This is a genomic window from Rhizobium sp. LEGMi-198b (assembly GCF_054114205.1).
This window is the reverse complement of record NZ_JBSYVH010000004.1, coordinates 25,621-48,949: the sequence shown is the minus strand read 5'-3', so window position 1 is coordinate 48,949 and position 23,329 is coordinate 25,621. Positions and strand designations below refer to the sequence as shown.

The following is a 23,329-nucleotide window of genomic DNA, read 5'->3' as shown; positions in this document are numbered from 1 at the left end:
CATGACCGCACGTATGGACAAACGCTTCGCCGCTTTGAAGGCTGAAGGCCGCCCGGCACTCGTCACCTATTTCATGGGTGGTGATCCCGACTATGAGACCTCGCTCGGCATCATGAAGGCGCTGCCGGAAGCCGGCGCCGACGTCATCGAACTCGGCATGCCCTTTTCCGATCCCATGGCCGATGGCCCGGCGATCCAGCTTGCCGGCCAGCGCGCCCTGAAGGCCGGCCAGACGCTGAAGAAGACGCTGCAGCTCGCTGCCGATTTCCGCAAGACGGATGCCGATACGCCGATCGTGATGATGGGCTACTACAATCCGATCTATATCTACGGTGTCGAGAAGTTCCTCGACGACGCGATTGCCGCTGGGATCGACGGACTCATCGTCGTTGATCTGCCGCCGGAAATGGATGACGAACTCTGCATCCCGGCGATCCGCAAGGGCATCAATTTCATCCGCCTGGCAACCCCGACCACCGACGACAAGCGCCTGCCGACCGTGCTGAACAATACGTCCGGCTTCGTCTACTACGTCTCGATGAACGGCATCACCGGCTCTGCTTTGCCGGACCCGTCGCTGGTCTCCGGCGCCGTCAAGCGCATCAAGCAGCATACGGACCTGCCGGTCTGCGTCGGCTTCGGTGTCAAGACGGCCGAGCACGCCAAGCTGATCGGCGCTTCCGCCGATGGCGTCGTCGTCGGTACGGCCATCGTCAACCAGATCGCCACCAGCCTGACCAAGGACGGTAAGGCGACATCAGACACCATCCAGGCCGTTGCCACGCTGGTGCGCGGTCTGTCGACGGGGACGCGTTCGGCGCGCCTTGTTGCTGCCGAATAGTTTTCCCACATAGGCGGAAAGCTTCAATCGGATTCGGTTGAAGAAACGGCCTATGCGCATTAGAGCAATTCCAGGAAAAGTGCGAAGCGGTTTTCCGTCCGGAATTGCGTAAAAACAGAGGGATAGAGCGGGAAAGCGATTCCGTGAGACGCTGAACCGCTCTGTGTCGACCACGATATCGGTTAATTCAGTCGATCAGGAGTTTTCGAATTGAACTGGATCACGAATTACGTCCGCCCGCGGATCAATTCCATGCTGGGCCGCCGCGAAGTGCCGGAAAATCTCTGGATCAAGTGCCCGGAGACCGGCGAAATGGTCTTCCACAAGGATCTGGAAGACAACAAGTGGGTCATTCCCGCTTCCGGTTTCCATATGAAGATGCCGGCCAAGGCCCGCCTTGCCGATCTCTTCGACAATGGTGAGTACGAAGCTCTGCCGCAGCCGAAGGTCGCGCAGGACCCGCTGAAGTTCCGCGATTCGAAGAAATATACCGACCGCCTGAAGGACAGCCGCGTCAAGACCGAGCAGGAAGACACGATTCTCGTCGGCGTCGGCAAGGTTCGTGGCCTGAAGCTCGTTGCCGTCGTGCATGAATTCAATTTCATGGGCGGTTCGCTCGGCATCGCCGCTGGCGAAGCGATCGTCAAGGCGTTCGAACGCGCCATCGCCGAAAAGTGCCCGCTGGTAATGTTCCCCGCTTCGGGTGGTGCGCGCATGCAGGAGGGTATTCTGTCCCTCATGCAGTTGCCGCGCACGACGGTTGCCGTCGACATGCTGAAGGAAGCCGGCCAGCCCTATATCGTCGTGTTGACCAATCCGACGACCGGCGGCGTCACCGCCTCCTACGCCATGCTCGGCGATGTCCATCTTGCGGAGCCGGGTGCGGAAATCTGCTTTGCCGGCAAGCGCGTCATCGAACAGACGATCCGCGAAAAGCTGCCGGAAGGCTTCCAGACCTCGGAATATCTGCTTGAGCACGGCATGGTCGACATGGTTGTCAAGCGTCACGACATCCCCGACACGCTGGCAACGCTTCTGAAGATACTGACCAAGAAGCCGGCGAATGATGTGTCTGCGAAGGACCTGAACGGCGCAGCGTTGCCGATGGTGGCGCGCGCCTGATCTAAAACGGATGGCCAAAGGCGGAGGTGCGGGATGACGGCTATGGATCAATCCGCAATGAGCGAGGCGGCACGGGAGATCGACAAGCTGATGGGATTGCATCCCAAAGGCTTCGATCTCTCGCTTGACAGAATTACCCGGCTGCTCGACATCCTCGGCAATCCGCACAAAAAGTTGCCGCCGGTGATCCATGTCGCCGGCACCAACGGCAAGGGCTCGGTGACGGCCTTCTGCCGCGCGCTTTTGGAGGCTGGCGGCCTGAGCGTGCATGTTCATACCTCGCCGCATCTTGTCAACTGGCATGAGCGCTACCGCATGGGCGTCAAGGGCGGCCGCGGCAAGCTCGTCGACGATGTGGTCTTCGCTGACGTACTCCGGCGGATTGCCGACGCCAATGGCGGCGAGAAGATCACGGTCTTCGAAATCCTGACCGCGGCGACTTTCATGCTGTTTTCCGAGCAGCCGGCCGATGTCGCGATCATCGAAGTCGGCCTCGGCGGCCGTTTCGACGCCACCAACGTCATTTCCGATCCGGCCGCCTCCGTGATCATGCCGATCTCGCTCGACCACCAGCCCTATCTCGGCGACCGCGTCGAGCTGATCGCAGCCGAAAAGGCGGGGATCATGAAACCCGGCCGTCCCGTGGTCATCGGTCATCAGGAATATGATGCCGCCTTGGACGTGCTGATATCGACTGCCGAGCGGCTGCGTTGCCCGACGGCGGTTTTCGGCCAGGATTTTTCCGCTCACGAGGAATATGGCCGGCTGGTCTATCAGGACGAGTTCGGTCTCGCCGACCTGCCGCTGCCCCGCCTGCCGGGCCGGCATCAATATGCCAACGCCGCCGCTGCCATCCGTGCCGTCAAGGCCGCGGGCTTTGTCGTCACCGAAGCGATGATGGAAAAGGCGATGGCCTCGGTCGAATGGGCGGGCCGCCTGCAGCGTCTGACGGAAGGCGATTTGTTGGTGCACGCACCCGAAGGCGCGGAAATCTGGGTCGACGGCGGCCACAATCCCGGCGCCGGCGAGGTCATTGCCGAAGCCATGGCCAATTTCGAGGAGCGCCAGCCGCGACCGTTGTTCCTGATTACCGGCATGATCAATACCAAGGATCCTGTCGGCTATTTCAAGGCATTCACCGGCCTGGCGGAAAAGGTCTATTGCGTGCCGATCCGCGGCAGCGATTCGATGATCGACCCCGTGGTTTTGGCCGGCGCGGCTTACGATGCTGGTCTGGTGGCCGAACCGATGTCGAGCGTCGGCCAAGCGCTGGATGCGATCAAGGAACTGGCCGTACCCGATTTGCCGGCGCCGCGCATTCTGATCGGCGGCTCGCTATATCTCGTCGGTGATGTCCTTGCCGATAACGGCACGCCGCCGAAGTGATTCCGGTGCGGTGATCAACAACCCGCTCTCGTGCTTCGAGACGGCCCTGCGGGCCTCCTCGGCATGAGGGCTGACCTTTTCGCCCAGCCGCGCCACGGGCTCATCATTCATCTCTGCGTTGCCGTGGCGACGAGCCTGCTTCATCCTCGCCCTGATGGTACGAAGCCTCGAAGAGCGAGGATGGCCCGTGTTCTCCGACCAACAAAAAGCCCGCACGAAGCGGGCTTTTTCATTCTCTCAGTCGATACCGATTAGGCAGCGCTGGAAATCCAGCTCTGCAGGGCGGTCTTGGGAGCGGCGCCAACCTTGATGTCGGCAACTTCGCCGGCCTTGAACATGGCAAGCGTCGGGATCGAGCGAACGCCGAACTGGGCAGCCAGTTCCGGGTTTTCATCGATGTTGAGCTTGGCGACCTTCACCTTGCCTTCGAACTGTACGGCGAGCTCTTCGAGAGCAGGCGCGATCATCTTGCACGGACCGCACCATTCGGCCCAGAAATCAACGACGACAGGCTCTGCGGACTGCAGGACTTCGGCAGCGAAGTTGGAGGTATCGACTTTCACGGTAGCCATAGGCTGCTCCTTACCAGGATTTGCGGGTTGCTAGATATGTGATGGTGCGGTGCCCAAATTTCAATATTTGGTATTTCACTTTGTTTTGAGCTCCGCAAGCGCCAATGCGAGCGCTTCTTGGGAGAGCGTGTGGATCGAGGCGTTCTCGGTATAGACGAGCACGCAATCGATGCGTCTGCCGGGATAGAGCGGCGAAAGGATCTCGCGATAGATGGCAAGCTGGGCCCGGTGGGCGAAAGGAATCTCTTCGGCACCACGCGGCGGCACGCGATTCGTTTTGTAGTCGAGGATGACCACGCGATCGTCGAGCACGGTCAGCCGGTCGATGCGGCCGGAGACGGCATAGTTCTGATCGCCCAGCGTCAGCGTGCCCATGATTGAGACTTCGGCCTGGGCATGGGCGCTGAAAACACCCTGCAGGTCTGGGTGCGACAGCAGCGCCATCACCGCGTTGATCAGCGCTTCGCGTTCGGCCTCAGGCCAGAAGCGTGCGGCTCGCTCGGCGTAGCGCCGCGCGGCATCGGCGCGATCTGCCGGCGCGATCTCCGGCAATGTCTGCAGCATGCGGTGGATGAAGCGGCCCTTTTCCAGCGAGCGATCCGATTTGGGCTTCTCGGTGAACAGCGGCGAGGCGACAAGCAGATTGTCGGCTTCATCGTCGATGATGGTGCCGGCACCGGAAGGGCTGAGCGGCCGGGGTAGGTTTCGCTGCGGCGGCAGCGGCCGGCTTAATCCCACCGGCAGCGCTCCTCGGTCCACGGTCGCTTCCGCCTGTTCCATGTGCTCGAAACTGCGCTCGACCTGGGTGACACGCCAGCTCAAACCCTGCCACTCGCCATCCGGTCCGGAAAAGCTGACAGGCGTGCAGCGCTCGCCATCCTGGCGCAGCGTCCTGGAAATCATAGCATGCCATGTATCGGCGTTTTCGCGAATGCCGCGATAGCCGCAGACGATCAGCCGGTCGGCGGCGCGTGTCATGCCGACATAGAGCAGGCGGCGATATTCCTCCTCCGCCAGCGACTGCAGCCTCGTCGCATCGGCCTGTGTCAGCGAATTGGCAAGTGCGCTGACCGGCACCCAGACGGGCAGCGGGATTTCGCCTTTGCCGGTCTCGATCAGGCGCAGCTTCGGCAAATGCGTATGGGTAAAGGCCTTGCCGCCGCCATCGACGAGGAAGACGATCGGCGCTTCCAGGCCCTTGGAGGCATGCACCGTCATGATCCGCACCTCGTTGCGGCCCTTGTCCTGCTCCCGCTTCACGGTCGGCGCCTCCAGCTCCAGCGTCGAGATGAAGGATTGCAGACCCGGCAGGCCGGAAGTTTCGTGGTCCAATGTAAAGGTCAGGAACTCGTCTAGGATGTCGCTGACTTCGGTGCCGAGCCGCGCCAGGAACTGCCGCCGGCCGCCGAAGCTGCCGAGAACGCGAGCGTAGAAGTCATGCACGGATAGGCTCTTGGAGAGTGCCAGGAAGGTCTTCAGCCGGTCGAGGACATGCCGGAAGCGCTCATTGCCGTCATCGGCGAATTTTTGGAGATGGCTCCAGACGCTTTCATCATCGCCGCGATAGGCCGCGACGGCGAACACATCGTCTTCACCGAGATCGAACAGGGGGCTCTTCAACAGCGCTGCCAACGAAAGATCGTCTTCCGGCAGCAACAGGAAACGGCCAAGCGCCAAAAGGTCTTGAATGGCGATGTGGCTAGTCAGCACCAGGCGGTCGGCGCCGGCGACGGGAATGTTGTTGCGCCGCTTCAAGGCCCGAGTCAGCGCGTTGACGAAGCTGTCACGCTTGCGCACCAGCACCAATATATCGCCGGCCTCGATGAAGCGCGCCTTTCCCTTGTCGATGATCGTCTCGCGGCCAATGACGTTGCCGATCGTCTGCGCCATGCGCCGCGCCAGGATCGCCGCCGGCGCGCTTTCCGGCGTCGAATCGAAGGGCGCCGTCCAGTCTTCCTCCTTCGCCAGCGGCTCGGGCGCAATCATGTCCCAGAGATCGACGGCGCCGGGATGACCGATGCGGCTGGAGCGGTGCACGACGGGCTCGGCGGCGGCACTGAGGCCACGGGCATTCTCGGGCGCGGTGAAGACATGGTCGACGGCGGCCAGCACGTCGGCGGTGGAACGGAAGGAGAGCGGAAGGCGGATCGATGAAAACTGCTGGCCGCTATTATCCACGCGCCGCCGCGTCCGGTCGCTCTCCTCGGAGAAACGTTCGGGCCGCGCACCCTGGAAGGAATAGATCGACTGCTTTTCGTCGCCGACCGCGAAGATCGTCCTGAGGGTCGGGCGCGCGCTTTCGCCGGAGAAGAAATCCTCCGCTAGCGATTGGATGACGCTCCATTGGATCGGGCTGGTATCCTGTGCCTCGTCCACGAGGATATGGTCTATGCCTTGGTCCAGCTTGTAGTGGATCCAGGGGCCGACGTCCTTCTTGGTCAGCAGATCGGCGGTGCGGGTGATCAGGTCTTCGAAATCGAGCTGGCTGCGCCGCTTCTTCAGTTCTTCATAGTCGCGGTTCAGCCGGTCGGCGAGGGTAAGCGCCGCCCGGGTGGCGCGATACATCCGCATCAGCTTCAGCCGGTCGCGGCAAGCGACGACGTGGGCGCGGGCGGCAGCGACTGCGTCGGCCAGCGCGGGTGCATCGGCCAGCATCGCCTTGACGAAAAACTGGCTGTCCGACTTCGGCTCGCCCTTGGCGGTCAGCATGACCTTCTCGAGAATCTCTGCGCGGGCGATCGGGTTCGCTTCACGTTTGACAAGGCGCAGCCCATAGGCGATATCCTGCGCTTTCGCTCCGCCCTTGAGATCGGCAAGCGTGAGGTAAAGCTCCAGCGTCGAGCCGGAAAGACCGGGCAGAGGCCAATACTGCTCCGCGATCCCAGCTTCCGTGTCTTCGGGAGAGAGACCGAGCCGGGTAAGCAGCGCGGCCTCAATGCCGCCGTTCCGTTCGGCTTCCGCCGTGAAGCGCCTGATAGCATTGCGGTTGGCGACGATCTCGCCCAGCAATGTCTCCAGGCCGGATTCGTCGCCGAGATCGAGCACATAGGCGAAGGCCTCGGCAAGTTCGGCATTCGGATCATGCGGCGTTGCCGTCAACAGGGACCGACGGGCATCATCCAGCAGGGTCGCCGCGGCGCGATCGTCGAGAACCGAGAAATGGCCGGCGACATTGGCTTCCAGCGGGAATTGATGCAGCAGCGCTTCGCAGAAGGCGTGGATCGTCTGGATCTTCAGCCCGCCCGGCGTTTCCAGCGCCTTGGCGAAGAGGCGGCGAGCTTCGGCGAGCTTCAAGAGACCCGGCTCCGCGCCTTCGATCTCGGTGATTCGCGCCTTCAGCTCCTCGTCCGGCAATGTTGCCCAGGCAGCTAGGCGATCGAAGACGCGGTTCGACATCTCCGACGCCGCGGCCTTGGTATAAGTGAGGCAGAGAATGGCTGACGGCCGCGCGCCGGCGAGCAACAGGCGGATGACGCGCTGGGTCAGCACATGCGTCTTGCCGGAACCGGCATTGGCCGAGACCCAGGCGGACCGTTCCGGATCGGAGGCGATCGATTGCTGCACAGTCGTCCAGCCGATCCAGACGCCAGGATCGTCGCTATCGGGCAGGGCGCTGAGTTCGCCGTCGGAAAGCTCACTCATCGCCGCCTCCCTCCTGTTCGGTCTCCGCTGTCGACCATTCGGAGACGCGGGCCAGGTGATCGTAGTCGCCGCCATATTCGAATTGTTGGGCGGGGATCAGCCGTGACGAGAAGCCCTTTTCGCCGGACTGCAGCAGGGCAACGAATTTGACGAGTTGGTCCATCGACTCCTCCGCCAAATCCATAGCCGACTTTGTTTCCGTCTTGCCGCTGCGGCCGGAAAGTTCGTTGTTGACCTGATCGACCTTGAAGCGATCGCCGGGCCTCAGACGCACATAAAGCAGGTTCTCCGGAGCAAGTGCGCCGACATCGCGGAAAGCGCCGGCCTTGAGTGCGTAAGCCTCCAGAGCCAATTGCGGATCGAGCAGCGCGCGGGCCTGCGCCGGCGAAGGATTGTAACCGGTCTTGTAGTCGATGATGTCTGCCGCCCTGTTACCTTTGAAATCGATGCGGTCGGCAACGCCGGTCAAGCGGATGCCGATCGGCTCGATCTCGACGCCCGCAGGCACTTCCGTTGCCGTCGAGCGGATCTCAGGCCGCCGCTCCGCTTCCCAGGCGAGGAAAGCGCGCGCCACTTCGCGGAAACGTGGCCGCCAGACGCTATCGATATGAACCGGCAGTTGCTCCGCGTCGAAAAGCTCGGCGACGATACGATCCATAGCCAGCGATGCATTCGGCGTTCCGGCGATATGACCCTCACGGATAAAGCGATCGATGATCTTGTGATAGAGCGTGCCGCGCTCGGCCGGGCCGGGCTCGCGGTTGAAGGGAGCGATCGGGTCGAGCCGCAGGACGCGTCGGGCGTAGATCGCATAGGGATCGCGGCGGAGGCGGCCGACCTCGCTGAAGGAATAGCTTTTCGGCTGTAGCCCGGCTGGCGGTTTCGGGGATGGCCTCAGCGCCGGCGCCTGGTTTTCGCCTTCGTCGATCATCCCAGCCCAATGGCGATATTGATCGCCGCGCGCTTTCAATTCCCCGGCAAACGTCTTGCCGCCCAGCGCCATCAGCCGCTGCAGCCAGCGCGATGCCACGGTCGGGGTCGAGCCCTGTCGCAGTGCGCGCGAATAGATCAGGTCGCGCGTCCCATTTGCCATTTCGAAATCGTGGGCAAGCTGACCGATGCGGCGCTCCGGCGGTTCCAGGCCGATCTCGGTCTTCATCGTGCGGGAGATGAAGGGATTGTTGGCGGTCTGGCCCGGCCAGGAGCCTTCGTTGAGCCCGCCGAGGATCAACGTATCGACGCTCTGCAGGCGCGCTTCCAGCGTACCGAAGATGAACAGCCGCGGATGGCTCAGTGCCCGCGGCTTGACTGCCTGCCCGGCGGAGAGCGCGGCCATGATATCGATCCACTGCGGCCCATCCGCTTCGAGCTGGCCTTCGGTTTCCATGACCTCCTTCAGCAGGCTTGCCATCGTATCGCCGGCCTCGCCGGACCAGAGTCCGGCCAGATTGCCGCGCTCATCGGCGGCAACGGCTTCAAGGGCGCGGCCCGTGCGATCGGCCCATTCGGAAAGGGTGGGAAGTCCGGCGGATGATGGTGTAAGCGCTGAGGTCAGCGGCTCGCATGCCGCTGCGATCTTTCGGGCCAGCGCGCGCGCATGTTCCACGGCTTCCGGAGGCAGGGATTTGCGCCAGTGCGGCGCATGTCGGTCCATTGCCTGTTCGGTGAGCTGCCGGTCGAGCAGGGATTCCAGCGCGCCGATATCGACATCGGCGATGCCGCCCCTCAAGGCGAGCGCTTCCAGCGCATCGACGCCAAGCTGCAAGGCATCCGTGCGAAAACCGAAGCGGGCGAGGGGATGCTTGATGAGCGAGACGATGGCAACGGGGTCGCCGGGGCGAAGCGTCGCCTCGAGCAGCAATTGCAGCAGCGCCCCTTGCGGCGTGGCGGCGAGCGGCGTTCCGGCCGAATCGTCGGCGGTGATGCCGAAGCGGGCCAGCTCCGCCGTCACGCGCCGCGCCAGATTGCGATCCGGCGTGATCAGTGCCGCCTGGCTTTCGCCGCCGTTGCGCCCCGGCTTCTCCAGCGCGAGCCGCAAGGCGATGGCGATTGCCGTCGCCTCTTCGCGTTCGTTCGTCGCCTCAATCAGGGCGACCTCGGCGAAGGCTCGCGCAATCGCGTCAGGCGCCAGCGTCTTTTGCCATGCACCCCAGCCACTGGTCGCTTTCGCCGGCGCCAGGGCGCGCGACAGGACCTCAGCGCGAATCTGCATGCTCTCCGGCGCCTCGGCGACGGTTTCCACATCGCTTCGCTCCACGCGCAGCCGCTTCAACAGCAGCGACAGGCCATATTGTGAATGGCTGCGTGTCGTCGGATCGACCCTTGCGCCAGCGCCCGTCTCCGGCGCCACAAGCCGCCAGTCCTCCTCCGGCATCGAAAGATCGAGCCCCGGAAGCACAATGACGCCCTGCGGCAGGGAGGCAACGGCGGCAATCAGTTCCGCCGTTGCCGGAACCGAACCGGTGGAGCCGGCGATGATGATCGGCCCGGCATGCTGCATCGTGGCAAGCCGTTGCGCCTCGGCACGCAGGATGGCGTTGCGGTGTCTGGCGGGCGAGGATTTGCCGAGTTCCTCCAGCCGCGCCGGCCAGAAAGCACTGGCAATCTGCAGGAATTCGGTCGTCAATTGCCACCAGAGCGCATGGTCGTCGGCGCTAAGCTTGGCAAGCTCGGCCCAGTCGCGATCCTCGGTCTCGATGGAATCGATGAGTTCGGCGAGATTGCGCGCCAGCCAAATGGCGTCTGCCGGGCTTGCCGGAGCGACGAGCGGCGAATCCGAATGAATGTCGCGGACGATCTGCGGCAGCCTGTTGCGCCAGGCAAGGATCAGCCGTGCCAGTTCCAACAGCCGCGCGGTATTGGCAAGCGGCTGCGCCAGATCCGCGGTCGCGGGCAGAGCCTCTTCTAAATAGCCGCTATCGTCGTCCGTCTCGCCGAGCGGGCGGATCACCGGCAGGATCGCGGAGCGGCCGCCAAGCAGATCGACGAATTCCGAACGCAGCACGCGCGCCGCGCGCCTTGTCGGCAGGAAGATGGTAACCTTGGCAAGCGATAGCGGATCGCCGGGATCGTGGCGAAAGTGCTCGGTCAGTCGGCCATCACAGAGAGCGCTGGCAAGGGTCTTGAGAAAAGGCAGGCCCGCCGGGATCGTCAGGATGCGTTGCCGGTGCCCGCCCGTCATCCGTCACGCAAACGCCCGGAAAGTCCGGATCGTTTCCTCCGCCTCGCCGATCGCCTCCGGCGTGCCGACGGTCAGCCAATGGCCGTCCATCATCGTGCCGTAGAGCCGGCCCTTGGCGATTCCCTTGTCGAAATAGATGTTGATGTTGAAGGCATCATTTGGCGCATCGTCAAGAAGGGAGGGGTTCATGACGAAGGCGCCGGCATAGACGACGCCATTATATTGCGCGTCGCGATAGCGTGTAAGCCGGCCGTCCCCAGCCATGCTGAAATCGTTCTTGCCGTTGTGACCCGTGGTTCTTTCCAGCTCGACGCACAGCATCGCCATATCCATGCGCTGCTCGTCGAAGAATCCGGCTAATCGCTCGAGGTTTGTTGGTTGGCCGGGTTTCTCGCCGATCCAGAACAAGTCGGCATTCATGACGAAAACAGAATCGCGGCTCAGCAGCGTCAGGCCTTTGACGATGCCGCCGCCATTGTTCATCAGCGCATCGCGTTCATCTGAGATCAGGATGTCTAATCCGCGATAGTTCCGAAGATGCGCCTCCATCTGATCGGCATGATGATGGACGTTCACGACGGCCCGCTCGACACCGGCTTCGGCCAGGGCATCCAGCGTATAATCGATCATCGGCTTGCCGGCGATCTTTACCAGCGGTTTTGGGATGGTATCGGTAATTGGCCGCATGCGGGTCCCGAGGCCCGCGGCCAATACCATGGCTTGCTTGATGGTCATCTCGTCTCGAATTTGTGATTCGCTCGGCTGTCTTCCTTTAGCATATTGCAGGAAAACCGTCGCCCGGTCTCGGTCAGCTAGACGTCGCCTATTCCAGCTCGTGCACACCATTCGCGCAACGGAGCGAGCGTTTCGTGTTCGAAAGCGATGGCGAGATAGGCGAGCGTGCGTGGCATATGCTTCATATAGCCGGGCTTGCCGTCGCGCTGCAGCAGCCGCACCCAGAGGCCGGCGAGCTTGCAATTGCGCTGCGCCGACATGATCGCCCAGCTCTTCAGGAACTTTGCTTCGTCGAAACCGCCTTGGGTATGCCGCAGCGACAGATAATCCGCCATCAATTCATCATGCAGATCGCGCTCAATGGTGACGCGCGCGTCCTGGACGATGGAGGCGAGGTCATAGGCCGTCGGCCCGATCATCGCATCCTGGAAATCGATGAGGCCGATTCGCTGGATGCTCTTTTCCTTGGCCCGCCAGATGATGTTCGGCGAGTGGAAATCGCGCAGCAGCAGGTTCTTTTCCGCATCGTCCAGCTCATCGATCAGGCCGTTCCAGATCGCCAGATAGTCGGCCCTTTCCTCGTCACTCGCCGGAGCGCCGCGTTTCCAAGGCAGATGCCAGTCGATGAGCAGCCGCGCTTCCATCGTCATGGCCGTCCGGTCGAAATCCGGAATATGATGGACGTGATCCGGCGTGACCGGGATGTCCTGCGGGATATGAAGGCTGTGCAGATGCGCCAGGCAGGCGACGCTTGCCCGGTAGCGATCGGCGATCGGCTTGCCTTCCTTGTCGAGCACGCCATCGGTGCCGAGATCCTCGATCAAAAGAATGCCCTGATCATAGTCGGCCGCGAAGATCTCCGGCGCGGCAAAGCCGTTTTCGCGCAGGACATTGGCGATCACCACGAAGGGATAGGCATCCCAGGCGAGATGCGCGACTTTGGGGTAGGGCTTGCCGTCGAGCACCGGCGGCCCTTCGGGCAGCCGCGGCCAGTCCATCAGGATCACACGCTTACCGCCGCCATGCGGATGGATGGATTCGTAGGCGCGCAGCGAAGCATCGCCCGTCAGGAAACGCCGCCGAGCGCCGGCATAACCATTGGTGTCGAGGAAAGCGCGGATCGCCAGAACGCGCTGGATGCGGGCGAATTGCTTGGCCGATGCCACAATGGTCGCGCGGCGGCCTTCGCCTTCGTGCTCGAGCTTGAGATCGATGCGCTCTTTCGGCAGTTCGCCTTCGGCCATCTCCGGCCATTCCACCAGGCAGATGCCGGTCTGCAGCGCCTCGTCGAAGCCGAGCTCGTCGAGCTCACTGGGGTCGCCCAGACGGTAGAGATCGAAATGCGAGACCGGGATGCGCAGCTCGTAGGATTGCACGAGCGTGAAGGTGGGGCTCGGCACGTCCAGTTCGGCATCGTCGGCCATGGCGCGCAGCAGGGCGCGGGCGAGCGAGGATTTGCCGGCGCCGAGATCGCCCGACAGCGCCAGGCAGTCGCCGGCCTTGAGCGCCAGCGCCAGATCTTCGCCCAGGCGAGTGGTTGCCGCGTCGTCTGCCAGGAAAAGGGAGATGCTTGTGTTCGCTGCTGTCATTCTGCTGCGATGGAGTGCGGCAATTCGGCGGAGGGAATCCGACACGTGACCGTGGTTCCCTTGCCCGGCTGGCTTTCGATCGAGACCTGGCCGTCGTGCAGGCTGACGAAGCTTTCGACGATGGAGAGACCAAGACCGGCGCCGCTGCGCTTGCCCCCCTTGCCGCTGGAGGCAAAGCGGTTGAACACCGTACGCATGATCTCTTCAGGGATGCCCGGACCTTTGTCGGCGACCGAGAAGACGAAATCGGTGCCTTCGCGCGCGCATCTCAATTCGATCGTCGAGCCTTCCGGCGCGAAATTGGCGGCATTGGTCAGAAGCTTGAGCAGGATTTGCTTCAGCCGTTGTTGATCCGCAACCACGGAACCGAGATGGGCGGGGACAGTGATTTCCAGCGTGACGCCGCTTTCCTGCAGCCGATCGGCGATCTGCATCGACACCTCGTCCAGAAGGTCGTCGAGCCCGATCTCGGAATAGTTCAGCCGCATGATGCCTGCATCGACCGTTGCAAGATCGAGAATGTCGTTGACCAGCGTCAAGAGCACCGAGGAAGAGGTGGAGATATGATCGATATACTCTGCCTGCCGGTCGTTCAGCGGCCCGATGCCCGGCGTCTTCAAAAGATCGGTAAAGCCGATGATATTGGTCAGCGGCGAGCGCAGCTCGTAGGAAACATGCTGGACGAAATCGTTCTTCAGCTCGTCGGCCTTCAGCAGCGCCTCGTTCTTCTCGGTGAGAGCCCGTTCGGCGCGCACGCTGTCGGTCTTGTTGACGAAGGTTAGCATGGTCTGCGCGTTCGGCAGCGGAATGACGGCATAGTCGAGCACGAGATTGGAATAGAGCTCCAGCGTGCCCTGCGACGACGGGCGCTCGTCGTCGAAGCTGGTGATCTGCTCGGCAAACCGCTTCCAGCCGTCCGGCCGGTCGTAGGAGGGCGCGCAGGCCTCGGCCAGAGCCTGGATATGCGTGCCGGGCTTCGCCTGTGCCTCGGTGATGTTCCACAGGATGCGGAATGCCGGGTTGGAGAGGCGGATGCGGCCATCGGGGCCAAAGACGGCAACGCCTTCGGAGAGATGGTCGATCGTCTCGCCCTGCACCTTGACCAGCGTATTGTAGCGCGTTTCGAGATCGACCTGCTCGGTCAGGTTCTCGAACACCCATGTGGCGCCGCCCTGCGGATGGGCGGTGGCGAAAACTCGCAGGGTCTGACCGTTCGGCAGGTGCCAGAGATCCGATTGGGTGTCGAGCGCGCGGTAGACGGACAAGACTCCGTCTTTCCAGGTCTTCCAGTTCAATTGCTCCGGCAGCTTCTTGGCGCCGCGCAGCCGATCCAGCAGCTCGCTATTGTCAGGTTTCTTCTCGAGGAAGGCGATGTCGAGCTCCCAGAGCTGGACGAAGGCCTGATTGTAGAATTGCAGCCGCCGGTCGCCGTCGAAAATCGCGACCGGTGTCGCCAGATGATCGAGCGTCTCGGCATGGCTCTTCAAGGTGCGTGCCAACTCGGCGCGAACCGCTTCCGCTTCCGAAACGTCGATGGCGATGCCTGCCGAACCATCAGGCGATTTGACGTCGATGACATCGAAGAAGGTGCGGTTGCCGTGTACGACGGTGGAAATCTTGTCGTGGAAGGGCGATTCCGGCGTGGTGGATGCACGGATGCGCTCGCGCGCGACGGTCGTCAGGAATTCGCGGCCTTCGCGGATGGCTTCATCCGGCGACACCGCCTCGACTGCTTCGCCATAGGCCTGGTTGACCCAGGTCAGCTTGCCCTCGGTATCGCGCCGCCAGACCGGCAGGTCGATGGCATCGAGCAGGTTCTGGAAAGCGGAGATCGAAGTCATGAGCCGGTCGCGCTCGATCTTGAGCTCGGCCAGTTCGGCGCGCAGATTGTTGAGTGCGATGAAGCGGACGAAGGCGCGGCCGCCGGAGATGCGGCCCTGCGCCTCCAATATCTCGTCGCGGTTCGTCTCGACCACCATATCGAAGCTTTGGCCGCTGCTGCGCAGCTTGTCGATCGCCTTTTCCAGCTCGCCGGCCGACCAGGATTTCAGCCAGCGGCCGAAAGCGAGGAATTCGTTGTCCTGCGGCGCGCCGGTCTCGACGGGGAGCTGGCCAAGCAGCTCCGGCCGTGCGTTCTGCCCGTCCCAGATGACGATCCGGCGATTCTTGTCGGCGATCAGCGCCTGATACTGCGAAATGCGCTGGTTCGCGTCCGATAGCGCCGTACGGATCTCGCGGCTTTCGCTTTCCATATTGCCGCGCTGGCGGACCACCCAGACCGTCGACAGAAGTGCCGCGGAAATTACGCCGATGATGACGGAAAAGACGGCCATTTCGGAGGAGGTAAAGAGACGGGCTACCGCTGGCGTGCCGGCGCTCGTCTGCGCCAGAACGGGACCCGCCAGGCCGCTGACGATGCCGCCGAAAACGCTGAAACGCAGCAAGCGACCCAATGAGGCCAAAAGGCCTGCATTCGTCCGCCGCTTTGCTCGCGGTAAAAGCATATATGCGCCGCCCTGCCGCCGCTGCGCGATCGCCGCTGGGGGTATCGCTGGCTCAGGCAGATTGTCTTTCCCTTCAGACATAAGCGGTCTGTCTCCGTCCTTCAGAGCATGATGCCGAAAAGTGTAAGCGGTTTTCGGACGACATCATGCTCTACTTATTTGATTGTAGAGCGGATTCAGATTTTAGGTCGTGTCGACCTAAAATCATCCGACTCTACTGTGCCGCATCTCGACAAGACATCCCATTTTCATGGCTCCGGGCATGCCCGGTTCGTCACGAATCAAGTCTAAAAACAATACTGCCTAAGGGAATCGCCGGGAAGGGAGCGGGCCAAAAAATAAGCCCCGGCATTTGTCAATGCCGGGGCCACAAGATATTGTGGATATCGATCGTAGGATCAGTATCTGTAGTGGTCGGACTTGAACGGACCCTTCGGAGTGACGCCGATATACGAAGCCTGCTCTTCAGAAAGCTCCGTCAATTTCACGCCAAGCTTGCTGAGATGCAGGCGAGCAACCTTTTCGTCGAGGTGCTTCGGCAGCACGTAGACTTCGTTCTTGTACTGGCCGGGCTTGGTGAAGAGCTCGATCTGCGCCAGCGTCTGGTTGGTGAAGGAAGCCGACATGACGAAGGAGGGATGGCCGGTGGCGTTGCCGAGGTTCAGCAGGCGGCCTTCCGACAGCAGGATGATGCGGTTGCCCTTGGCGAACTCGATCATGTCGACCTGCGGCTTGATGTTCGTCCACTTCAGGTTACGCAGGGCGGCAACCTGGATTTCGTTGTCGAAGTGGCCGATGTTGCCGACGATCGCCATGTCCTTCATCGCACGCATATGGTCGATGCGGATAACGTCCTTGTTGCCGGTGGTGGTGATGAAGATGTCGGCAGTGGAGACAACGTCTTCGAGCTGCACCACTTCATAGCCGTCCATGGCGGCCTGTAGGGCGCAGATCGGGTCGACTTCCGTGACCTTGACGCGCGCGCCGGCGCCGGAAAGCGAAGCGGCAGAACCCTTGCCGACATCGCCATAGCCGCAGACGACGGCGACCTTGCCGGCCATCATCACGTCGGTGGCGCGGCGGATACCGTCAACCAGCGATTCCTTGCAGCCGTACTTGTTGTCGAACTTCGACTTGGTGACGCTGTCGTTGACGTTGATCGCCGGGAAGGGCAGCAGGCCCTTCTGGCTGAGCTGATACAGGCGGTTGACGCCCGTGGTGGTTTCTTCGGTGACGCCCTTAATGGCTTCGCGCTGCTTGGTGAACCAACCCGGCGATGCCTGGAGGCGCTTTTTGATCTGCGCGAAGAGGATTTCTTCTTCTTCGGAATGCGGATTGGAGAGGACGTCCTCGCCAGCTTCGGCGCGAGCGCCAAGCAGGATGTACATGGTGGCGTCGCCGCCATCGTCGAGGATCATGTTGGAGAAGCCGCCGTCGGCCCACTGGAAGATCTTGTCGGTGTAGATCCAGTAGTCTTCAAGGCTTTCGCCCTTGACGGCATAGACCGGAACGCCGGAAGCGGCGATCGCGGCAGCGGCATGGTCCTGGGTCGAAAAGATGTTGCAGGATGCCCAGCGCACTTCAGCGCCGAGAGCGACAAGCGTCTCGATCAGCACTGCGGTCTGGATCGTCATGTGCAGCGAACCCGTGATGCGCGCGCCCTTCAGCGGCTGCGCTTCGCCGAATTCGGCGCGGCAAGCCATAAGGCCCGGCATTTCGGTTTCGGCGATCGAGATTTCCTTGCGGCCAAAGTCGGCAAGGCCGATATCGGCGACGATGTAGTCCTTTTCAGTGCTCATGAAGGTCTCCAGCCTGAACGATGCGAACGGACCACAGGCGAACGCCTCGGCCGAATGCAACAAGAATTGCACGCTGACAGCGTGTGGGATGATGCCCTGTAGCAGGCTTCAGGCCGGAAATCAATGTTGATATAAAGAAGTCTTTATATCTTTATATCCGTCGATTTTTAGGGTGCTTCTCTGTCATGAGACTATCGGGGCTTCTCTAGTCGGCGTGTCGGCAGCAAGCGATTTTTCATAGCTGAGGCGAGGACGTCTGGATTCGGCCCATACTCACCGTCGCACAATCTGCTAGAGTGATCTAATGTTCGCGACCAACCCTTACGAGTTTCGCAGAGCGACCCTGGATGATCTCGCTTTACTGAAGGCGTGGCGGTCGAGCCCGCATGTCCTGGAATGGTGGGGTTCTGGTGAGCCGTATGGTGAAGCAGAACTGGTTGATCCTCGGGTGGCTCGCTGGATCATTTCAATTAACGAACGGCCCTTTGCGTTCTTGCAGGACTACACGGTGCACGGATGGGAAGATCACCATTTTGCCGGTCTTCCCAAAGGGTCGCGGGGAATTGATCAATATATCGGAGACCCCGAAATGGTCGGCGTTGGACATGGTTCAGCGTTTATCGGAATGAGGATGCAGGCTCTTTTCGATGAGGGCGCACCTGTGATTGCGACCGATCCGCATCCAGACAATGGACGGGCGATAGCCGTCTACAAGAAGTTGGGGTTCGAACTGTCTGGACCACCTCAAGAGACTGGATGGGGCTTGATCTTGCCAATGCTGGCGAAGCGGTAAGCAGAATGGATGCAACGGCAGCAAAGTCCGCTTTCCAGCCGAAATCGCCGCTCTACAGAAACTAGGCGATCATTGGCTGCGTCCGGCTTGCAAGAATCGGATTGCACAGACGACTGTAGCGAGCAAATTCGGCCTTTTCACAGCGAAGGAACCGCCATGCTCACGCTTCATGACTATTTGCCGTCGCAGAACGGCTGGAAAGCCAGGGTTTTGCTCGGGCTCCTCGAAATCCCATATACCAGCCATCTTGTGTCGATTTTCGAGGGCGAGAGCCGCACCGACGCCTTCCTGAAGCTCAATCCGGTGGGCGCTATCCCCGTTCTCGAACTGGGGAAGGGAAGCAGCGCGATCGCGGAATCGAACGCGATCCTCACCTATCTCGCCGAAGGCACGCCCTTTCTGCCAACGGACCGCTACCAGCGCGCCAAGGTCATGCAATGGCTGTTCTTCGAGCAATACCACATCGAGCCGGTCATCGGCTCGCTGCGCTTCTGGACGCTGACGGGGCGGTTGGAACGCAATCAGGCCTTGGTTTCGGGCAAGCGCGAAGCCGCGGTCCGCGCTCTTTCGGCCTTGGAACGCAGCCTCGCCGGTCTTCCGTTTCTTGTCGGGAACGATCTTTCGATCGCCGATATTGCGGTCTACGCCTACAGCCACCGCGCCGCGGATTGCGGCTTTCCGCTGACCGACTACCCGGCGGTCTCCGCCTGGTCTGCCCGTGTCAAAGATGCCATTGGTCCGGGTTATCCCGTGCATCCCTACAGCATCGATCCGCATTCCGGCGCTTGAAGCATGCATAGCGCGGAGACGGAGATCACATCTCTTCGCCGAACTTGTCGGCGACCAGACGATCCAGTGCATCCAGTGCCTCGGCGGCCTGGGTGCCGCTGGCGGTGACGAGCACGCTGCAGCCGGGGCTTGCCGCAAGCATCATCAGGCCCATGATCGAATTGCCGCCCACCGTGGTTCCGTCCCTCGAGACGGTGATGGTGGCGTCATAGGCTTCGACGGTCTGTACGAATTTGGCGGAAGCGCGGGCATGCAGGCCGCGTTTGTTGATGATCAGAAGTTCCCGGGAAAGTTCCGTCATGGGCGGGATGTTTGTCTCGTCATTTGCCGCTGAGTACACGGCTGGCCACATTTATATACTTGCGCCCGGCCTCGGAGGCTTCAACCAGAGCCTTCTCCATGTTGTTGTACGCCCCGTACGCCCGCAAGCTTTATTAGCATCGGCAGATTGACGCCGGCAATAACCTCGGTATGACCGCTATTCATGACGGAGATCGCGAGATTCGAGGGAGTGCCGCCGAACATATCGGTAAGGATGATGACCCCGTGCCCATCGTCAGCGCCGGAAACAGCCTGCAGGATGTCCTGCCGGCGCTTGTCCATGTCGTCTTCGGGACCAATGCATACCGTCTCTATGAACTTCTGCGGACCAACGACATGCTCGACGGCATGCCGAAACTCTTCAGCCAGCTTGCCATGAGTGACAAGCACAAGTCCGATCATGATATTACTGCTCCCATCGCACACGCAAACAGGTGGCCCATATCGCAATGCAGCAATGTCGTCCACCGGTGGGGGGACATCTTGGCGATGAAAAGCCGAAGTGCAAGCTTAAAATATGATATTTAGGCGCCTGCAAGGACCTAAATGGCCGATTAATCCAAACTGATGATGATTTTCGCCATAATTACTGCAAGCGGATTGGCCAATGCCGCGGACAGCCGGATCAGCGGTAAGCGAATGGATTCAGTCACATCGATCTGTTCGTCTTCCGGAGGGAGTCGCTCGGCCGTTGCCGGATCGACCGGGCGTATGGCGAAATGCATTTCGGCCTCAGAAACATGGGGAAGGCGGACGATGCCAGTGTAGCGGATCTCCATTAGTCCGGCGATCGAAGGCGGGCATTCGGCGATGATGGCGCCCTCACGCTGCGTGATGAAAACCTGGTCGTCTGCGACCAATGTGGCGGAAAGGCCAAGCGGCTTGGCAGCGGCAAGGCATGCGAAGGCAAGCGTGGACTTGCCGCTGCCCGATGGTCCCAGAAACAGCAGGCCGGTCTTGCCGATCACGATCGCCGTCCCGTGGACATTGGTCGCTTTGCTGCTCATGCCGGTGTTTCGGCCGGCAATGAGAGGATGAAGCGGGCGCCGAGCAGCGCCGGGCCCTCGCCGTCGACGATATTCTCAGCACGTAGCGACCCGCCATGCGCCTCGGCGATCTGCCGGCTGATCGACAGGCCCAAACCGGAATTCTGCCCGAAACCTTCCGCTTCCGGCCGGTCGGTATAGAAGCGCTCGAAAATGCGGTCGATATTTTCCGCCTGGATGCCTGGCCCGTTGTCCTCGACATAGATGACGCAACGCGTTCGCGTTCGCGTCAGCCTGACCGTGATCTTTCCGGTGTCCTTCGCAACGAAGGAGCGGGCGTTTTCAATGAGGTTGGTGACGATCTGGCCGATCCGCAGGTCGTGGCCATCGATGGTGAACTTGGTCTTCGTGCCGGGCTTGCGGTCGACGATATAGTCTATCTCGACCGCCTTCTTGCTGTGCCCGACCTGACGGGAAATATCGATCATGTCGCGCAAGAGCACTTCGAGATCGAGCGATCTCGCATCGGAGCGGGCAAGCTCGGCATCGAGGCGGGAGGCGTCGGAAATATCGCTTATCAGCCGGTCGAGGCGGCGCACGTCATGCTGGATGACATCCATCAGCCGCTTCTTGGAATCGTCACTCTTGGCGAGCGGCAACGTCTCGACGGCGCTCCGCAGCGATGTCAGCGGGTTCTTCAGCTCGTGGCTGACGTCGGCGGCAAAACTTTCGATCGCATCGATCCGGTCGTAGAGCGCCGTCGTCATTTCGCGCAGGGCGATCGACAGGTTGCCGATTTCGTCCTGGCGCGCGGAGAAATCGGGAATTTCCTCGCGCTCCTTCGCACCGCCGCGGCGCACGCGGATCGCCGCTGCCGAAAGCCGGCGCAGCGGATTGGCGATGGTGGAGGACAGAAGCAGCGACAGAACGACGTTGACCAGTGTCGCGACGCCGAAGACGCGCATGATCGCCAGGCGCTCGGCATGCACAATCTTGTCGATATCGCCGGCCTGCGTCGATAACAGCAAGACGCCGAGCACGGCGCGGAAACGCTGGATGGGCACGGCGACCGAGACGATCAGCTCGCCCTTTTCCGTGGTACGCACCACGGCGCCGCGCACGCCGGTCAGCGCGTTCATCACTTCCGGATAGATCGAACCGTCACCGCCGGGCGCTTCCTTATAGACCGGCAGGTTGCCCGGCTGCAGCATCTTGTTGAGCAGGCCGCTGAACCAGTCCGACCAGTTCTGAGCCGCGTCTTCCACCGGTGGCAGATCGTAGCGCAGCACCTGACCGCGCGAATAGAGATGGCGGCTGTCGAGCAGCAGATTGGCGTCGGCATCGAAGATGCGGGCACGGGTGCGCGTCGGCGAGATCAGCCGCGTCAGCACCGGCGCCACCTTCTCCGGATCGATCGGGAACTCCAGGTCCTCGTCGTTCGGGACGGGCGTGATGCTCTGCCCGGCTTGCAGTTCCAGCAGCTTCTGCGGGTCGATGGTGATGGAGTTGGTATCGACCGAAGCGGATGCTGAGACGGCGCCGGCGATGATTTCGCCTTGCGTCAACAGGCTCTCGACGCGCGCATCAATCAGGCCCTCGCGGAATTGATTGAGATAGAGGATGCCGCCGACGAGAACGACGAGGGCGGCGAGGTTGAAGAACAGGATACGCCGCGTCAGGCTCGAAAAGACTGCATTGCCGAAGATGCGGCGGATCAGCGTGAAAGGGTGAGTCCACCGACGGCGGGCGATTCTGACGTCGCTCGGGCTTTCCGTCTCGTCGATATCTCTATCTTGCACCAGTTGTGCCAAGCCAGCGGCCCTTTCGAAGACAGGATCGGCGACCCTGTCCGCATGCTCTTATTTCATTGCCCGTCGCACGGTCCAGTAAACTATCCAAGTATGATGCCGAAAAGTGTAAGCGGTTTTCGGACGACATCATGCCCTGTTCTTTACCTCTAGAGCGGATTCAGATTTTAGGTCGATTCGACCTAAAATCCTCCGGCTCTAGGCCGCTTCGCGGAAGCGGTAGCCGACTCCATACAGCGTTTCGATCATATCAAAATCGAGATCGACCATCTTGAATTTCTTGCGCAGCCGCTTGATGTGGCTGTCGATGGTGCGGTCGTCGACATAGACTTGCTCGTCATAGGCAGCATCCATCAAGGCATCGCGGCTTTTGACCACGCCAGGGCGCTGCGCCAGCGAATGCAGGATCAGGAACTCCGTGACCGTCAGCGTCACCGGTTCACCTTTCCAGGTGCAGGTATGGCGTTCCTGGTCCATGACAAGCTGGCCGCGCTCCAGCGAGCGGGCCTGTTGCGCGGCGCCGGGCTTCGCGGCTGTGCCGCTGCTGGCCGCGTTCGCGGCTTCACGGGCGGAGGCGCGGCGGAGCACGGCCTTGACGCGCTCGACCAGCAGACGCTGCGAGAAAGGCTTGGTGATGAAGTCGTCGGCGCCCATCTTCAGGCCGAAGAGCTCGTCGATCTCTTCATCCTTGGAGGTGAGGAAGATCACTGGCAGGTCGGACTTCTGCCGCAGGCGGCGCAAAAGCTCCATACCGTCCATGCGCGGCATCTTGATATCGAAGATCGCCAATTGCGGCGGCCGGGCAAGCAATCCGTCGAGCGCCGAAGCGCCGTCGGTATAAGTCTCCACCTTATATCCCTCGGCTTCCAAAGCAATCGACACGGAAGTCAGGATATTGCGGTCGTCGTCAACGAGCGCGATTGTCAACATGGTGTTCGTCTCCGTCATCAGTGCGCGTCTCTCCCGGATTTGGAATCCAGCCCCAGGTGGCTCCCAGGTGGCTTGCCAGCTCGGTTGGCGGTAACCTGGCGCGCTTATGGGGATAAAGGTGGAACAAATTGTGGCAAAGATAAAGAGGCGGATTGCCGGACACACAAACAGTTAACCACGGGTTGTGTGACGAAACGTCTCGCTGACATCTATTCAACCGATTTAAAATTATGAAAATTTATTTAAATCGATTAAATACATGATATCATTAAAGATTTTTCGCTCTACTCTCTTGTGCTTTTAAAAAGACGCCTCTACGCTTTATTTAGTT

The 23,329-nt window shown here is 61.3% G+C and carries 16 protein-coding genes and 1 pseudogene; 5 read left to right on the top strand and 12 right to left on the bottom strand.

From position 1 onward, the window contains the following. Nucleotide 1 precedes the first annotated feature (1 nt). The 3 genes from trpA (at nt 2) to ACXHXG_RS16725 (ending at nt 3,349) form a co-directional block, all read left to right on the top strand. Nucleotides 2–841, top strand: a complete 840-nt coding sequence (gene trpA / locus ACXHXG_RS16735; protein WP_104821454.1) for a tryptophan synthase subunit alpha — start codon at nt 2–4, stop codon at nt 839–841. A gap of 210 nt (nt 842–1,051) precedes the next feature. Then, entirely contained in the window at nt 1,052–1,963 is a 912-nt protein-coding gene (gene accD / locus ACXHXG_RS16730; RefSeq protein WP_104821455.1) for an acetyl-CoA carboxylase, carboxyltransferase subunit beta, read from the top strand. Nucleotides 1,964–2,020: 57 nt separating this feature from the next. Beyond that, entirely contained in the window at nt 2,021–3,349 is a 1,329-nt protein-coding gene (locus ACXHXG_RS16725; RefSeq protein WP_457900279.1) for a bifunctional folylpolyglutamate synthase/dihydrofolate synthase, read from the top strand. A gap of 251 nt (nt 3,350–3,600) precedes the next feature. Here the strand turns inward: ACXHXG_RS16725 and trxA are convergent, their stop codons facing one another. From trxA to ahcY, 7 genes are all read right to left on the bottom strand, one after another. Further along, nucleotides 3,601–3,921, bottom strand: a complete 321-nt coding sequence (gene trxA, locus ACXHXG_RS16720; protein ID WP_028753820.1) for a thioredoxin — start codon at nt 3,919–3,921, stop codon at nt 3,601–3,603. A gap of 75 nt (nt 3,922–3,996) precedes the next feature. Next, the gene (addA, locus tag ACXHXG_RS16715) at nt 3,997–7,563 is read right to left on the bottom strand and encodes a double-strand break repair helicase AddA (RefSeq protein ID WP_457900038.1); all 3,567 of its coding nucleotides are present in this window, start codon (nt 7,561–7,563) and stop codon (nt 3,997–3,999) included. After that, on the bottom strand, nt 7,556–10,744 hold the full coding sequence (gene addB / locus ACXHXG_RS16710) for a double-strand break repair protein AddB (protein WP_457900037.1): 3,189 nt from the start codon (nt 10,742–10,744) through the stop codon (nt 7,556–7,558). The genes addA and addB overlap by 8 nt, the downstream gene beginning before the upstream one ends. A 3-nt stretch (nt 10,745–10,747) precedes the next feature. After that, entirely contained in the window at nt 10,748–11,479 is a 732-nt protein-coding gene (locus ACXHXG_RS16705) for a nucleotidyltransferase family protein (RefSeq protein WP_104821458.1), read from the bottom strand. Between the two features lie 77 nt (nt 11,480–11,556). After that, nucleotides 11,557–13,068 carry a tRNA (adenosine(37)-N6)-threonylcarbamoyltransferase complex ATPase subunit type 1 TsaE gene (gene tsaE / locus ACXHXG_RS16700; protein ID WP_457900036.1) on the bottom strand — a complete coding sequence of 504 codons (1,512 nt, stop codon included), beginning with the start codon at nt 13,066–13,068 and terminating at the stop codon, nt 11,557–11,559. Continuing rightward, nucleotides 13,065–15,653 carry a PAS domain-containing sensor histidine kinase gene (locus ACXHXG_RS16695; protein WP_457900035.1) on the bottom strand — a complete coding sequence of 863 codons (2,589 nt, stop codon included), beginning with the start codon at nt 15,651–15,653 and terminating at the stop codon, nt 13,065–13,067. The genes tsaE and ACXHXG_RS16695 overlap by 4 nt, the downstream gene beginning before the upstream one ends. A 317-nt stretch (nt 15,654–15,970) precedes the next feature. Beyond that, complete coding sequence (gene ahcY / locus ACXHXG_RS16690; RefSeq protein WP_104821461.1) at nt 15,971–17,371, bottom strand: adenosylhomocysteinase; 1,401 nt, start codon at nt 17,369–17,371, stop codon at nt 15,971–15,973. Between the two features lie 304 nt (nt 17,372–17,675). Here ahcY and ACXHXG_RS16685 point away from each other — a divergent pair, with 304 nt between their 5' ends. Together ACXHXG_RS16685 and ACXHXG_RS16680 are read left to right on the top strand one after the other, a co-directional pair. Further along, entirely contained in the window at nt 17,676–18,164 is a 489-nt protein-coding gene (locus tag ACXHXG_RS16685; RefSeq protein ID WP_104821462.1) for a GNAT family N-acetyltransferase, read from the top strand. 156 nt (nt 18,165–18,320) lie between these two features. Further along, entirely contained in the window at nt 18,321–18,953 is a 633-nt protein-coding gene (locus ACXHXG_RS16680) for a glutathione S-transferase family protein (protein ID WP_457900034.1), read from the top strand. Nucleotides 18,954–18,978: 25 nt separating this feature from the next. Here ACXHXG_RS16680 and ACXHXG_RS16675 read toward each other — a convergent pair whose 3' ends face one another. The 5 genes and pseudogenes from ACXHXG_RS16675 to ACXHXG_RS16655 form a co-directional block, all read right to left on the bottom strand. Beyond that, nucleotides 18,979–19,254 (bottom strand): HPr family phosphocarrier protein, encoded by a 276-nt coding sequence (locus ACXHXG_RS16675; protein WP_104821464.1) that lies wholly within the window; start codon nt 19,252–19,254, stop codon nt 18,979–18,981. A gap of 19 nt (nt 19,255–19,273) precedes the next feature. Further along, nucleotides 19,274–19,676: pseudogene (locus ACXHXG_RS16670) on the bottom strand (PTS sugar transporter subunit IIA). A 152-nt stretch (nt 19,677–19,828) separates the two neighbouring features. After that, a complete protein-coding gene (locus ACXHXG_RS16665) occupies nt 19,829–20,281 on the bottom strand; it encodes an HPr kinase/phosphorylase (RefSeq protein ID WP_283048265.1) in 453 nt (150 codons plus the stop codon). Continuing rightward, entirely contained in the window at nt 20,278–22,071 is a 1,794-nt protein-coding gene (locus ACXHXG_RS16660; RefSeq protein WP_104821467.1) for a sensor histidine kinase, read from the bottom strand. Before ACXHXG_RS16660 ends, ACXHXG_RS16665 begins: the two co-directional genes overlap by 4 nt. 195 nt (nt 22,072–22,266) lie before the next feature. Beyond that, nucleotides 22,267–22,998 (bottom strand): response regulator transcription factor, encoded by a 732-nt coding sequence (locus ACXHXG_RS16655; RefSeq protein WP_199773506.1) that lies wholly within the window; start codon nt 22,996–22,998, stop codon nt 22,267–22,269. Nucleotides 22,999–23,329: the final 331 nt, after the last annotated feature.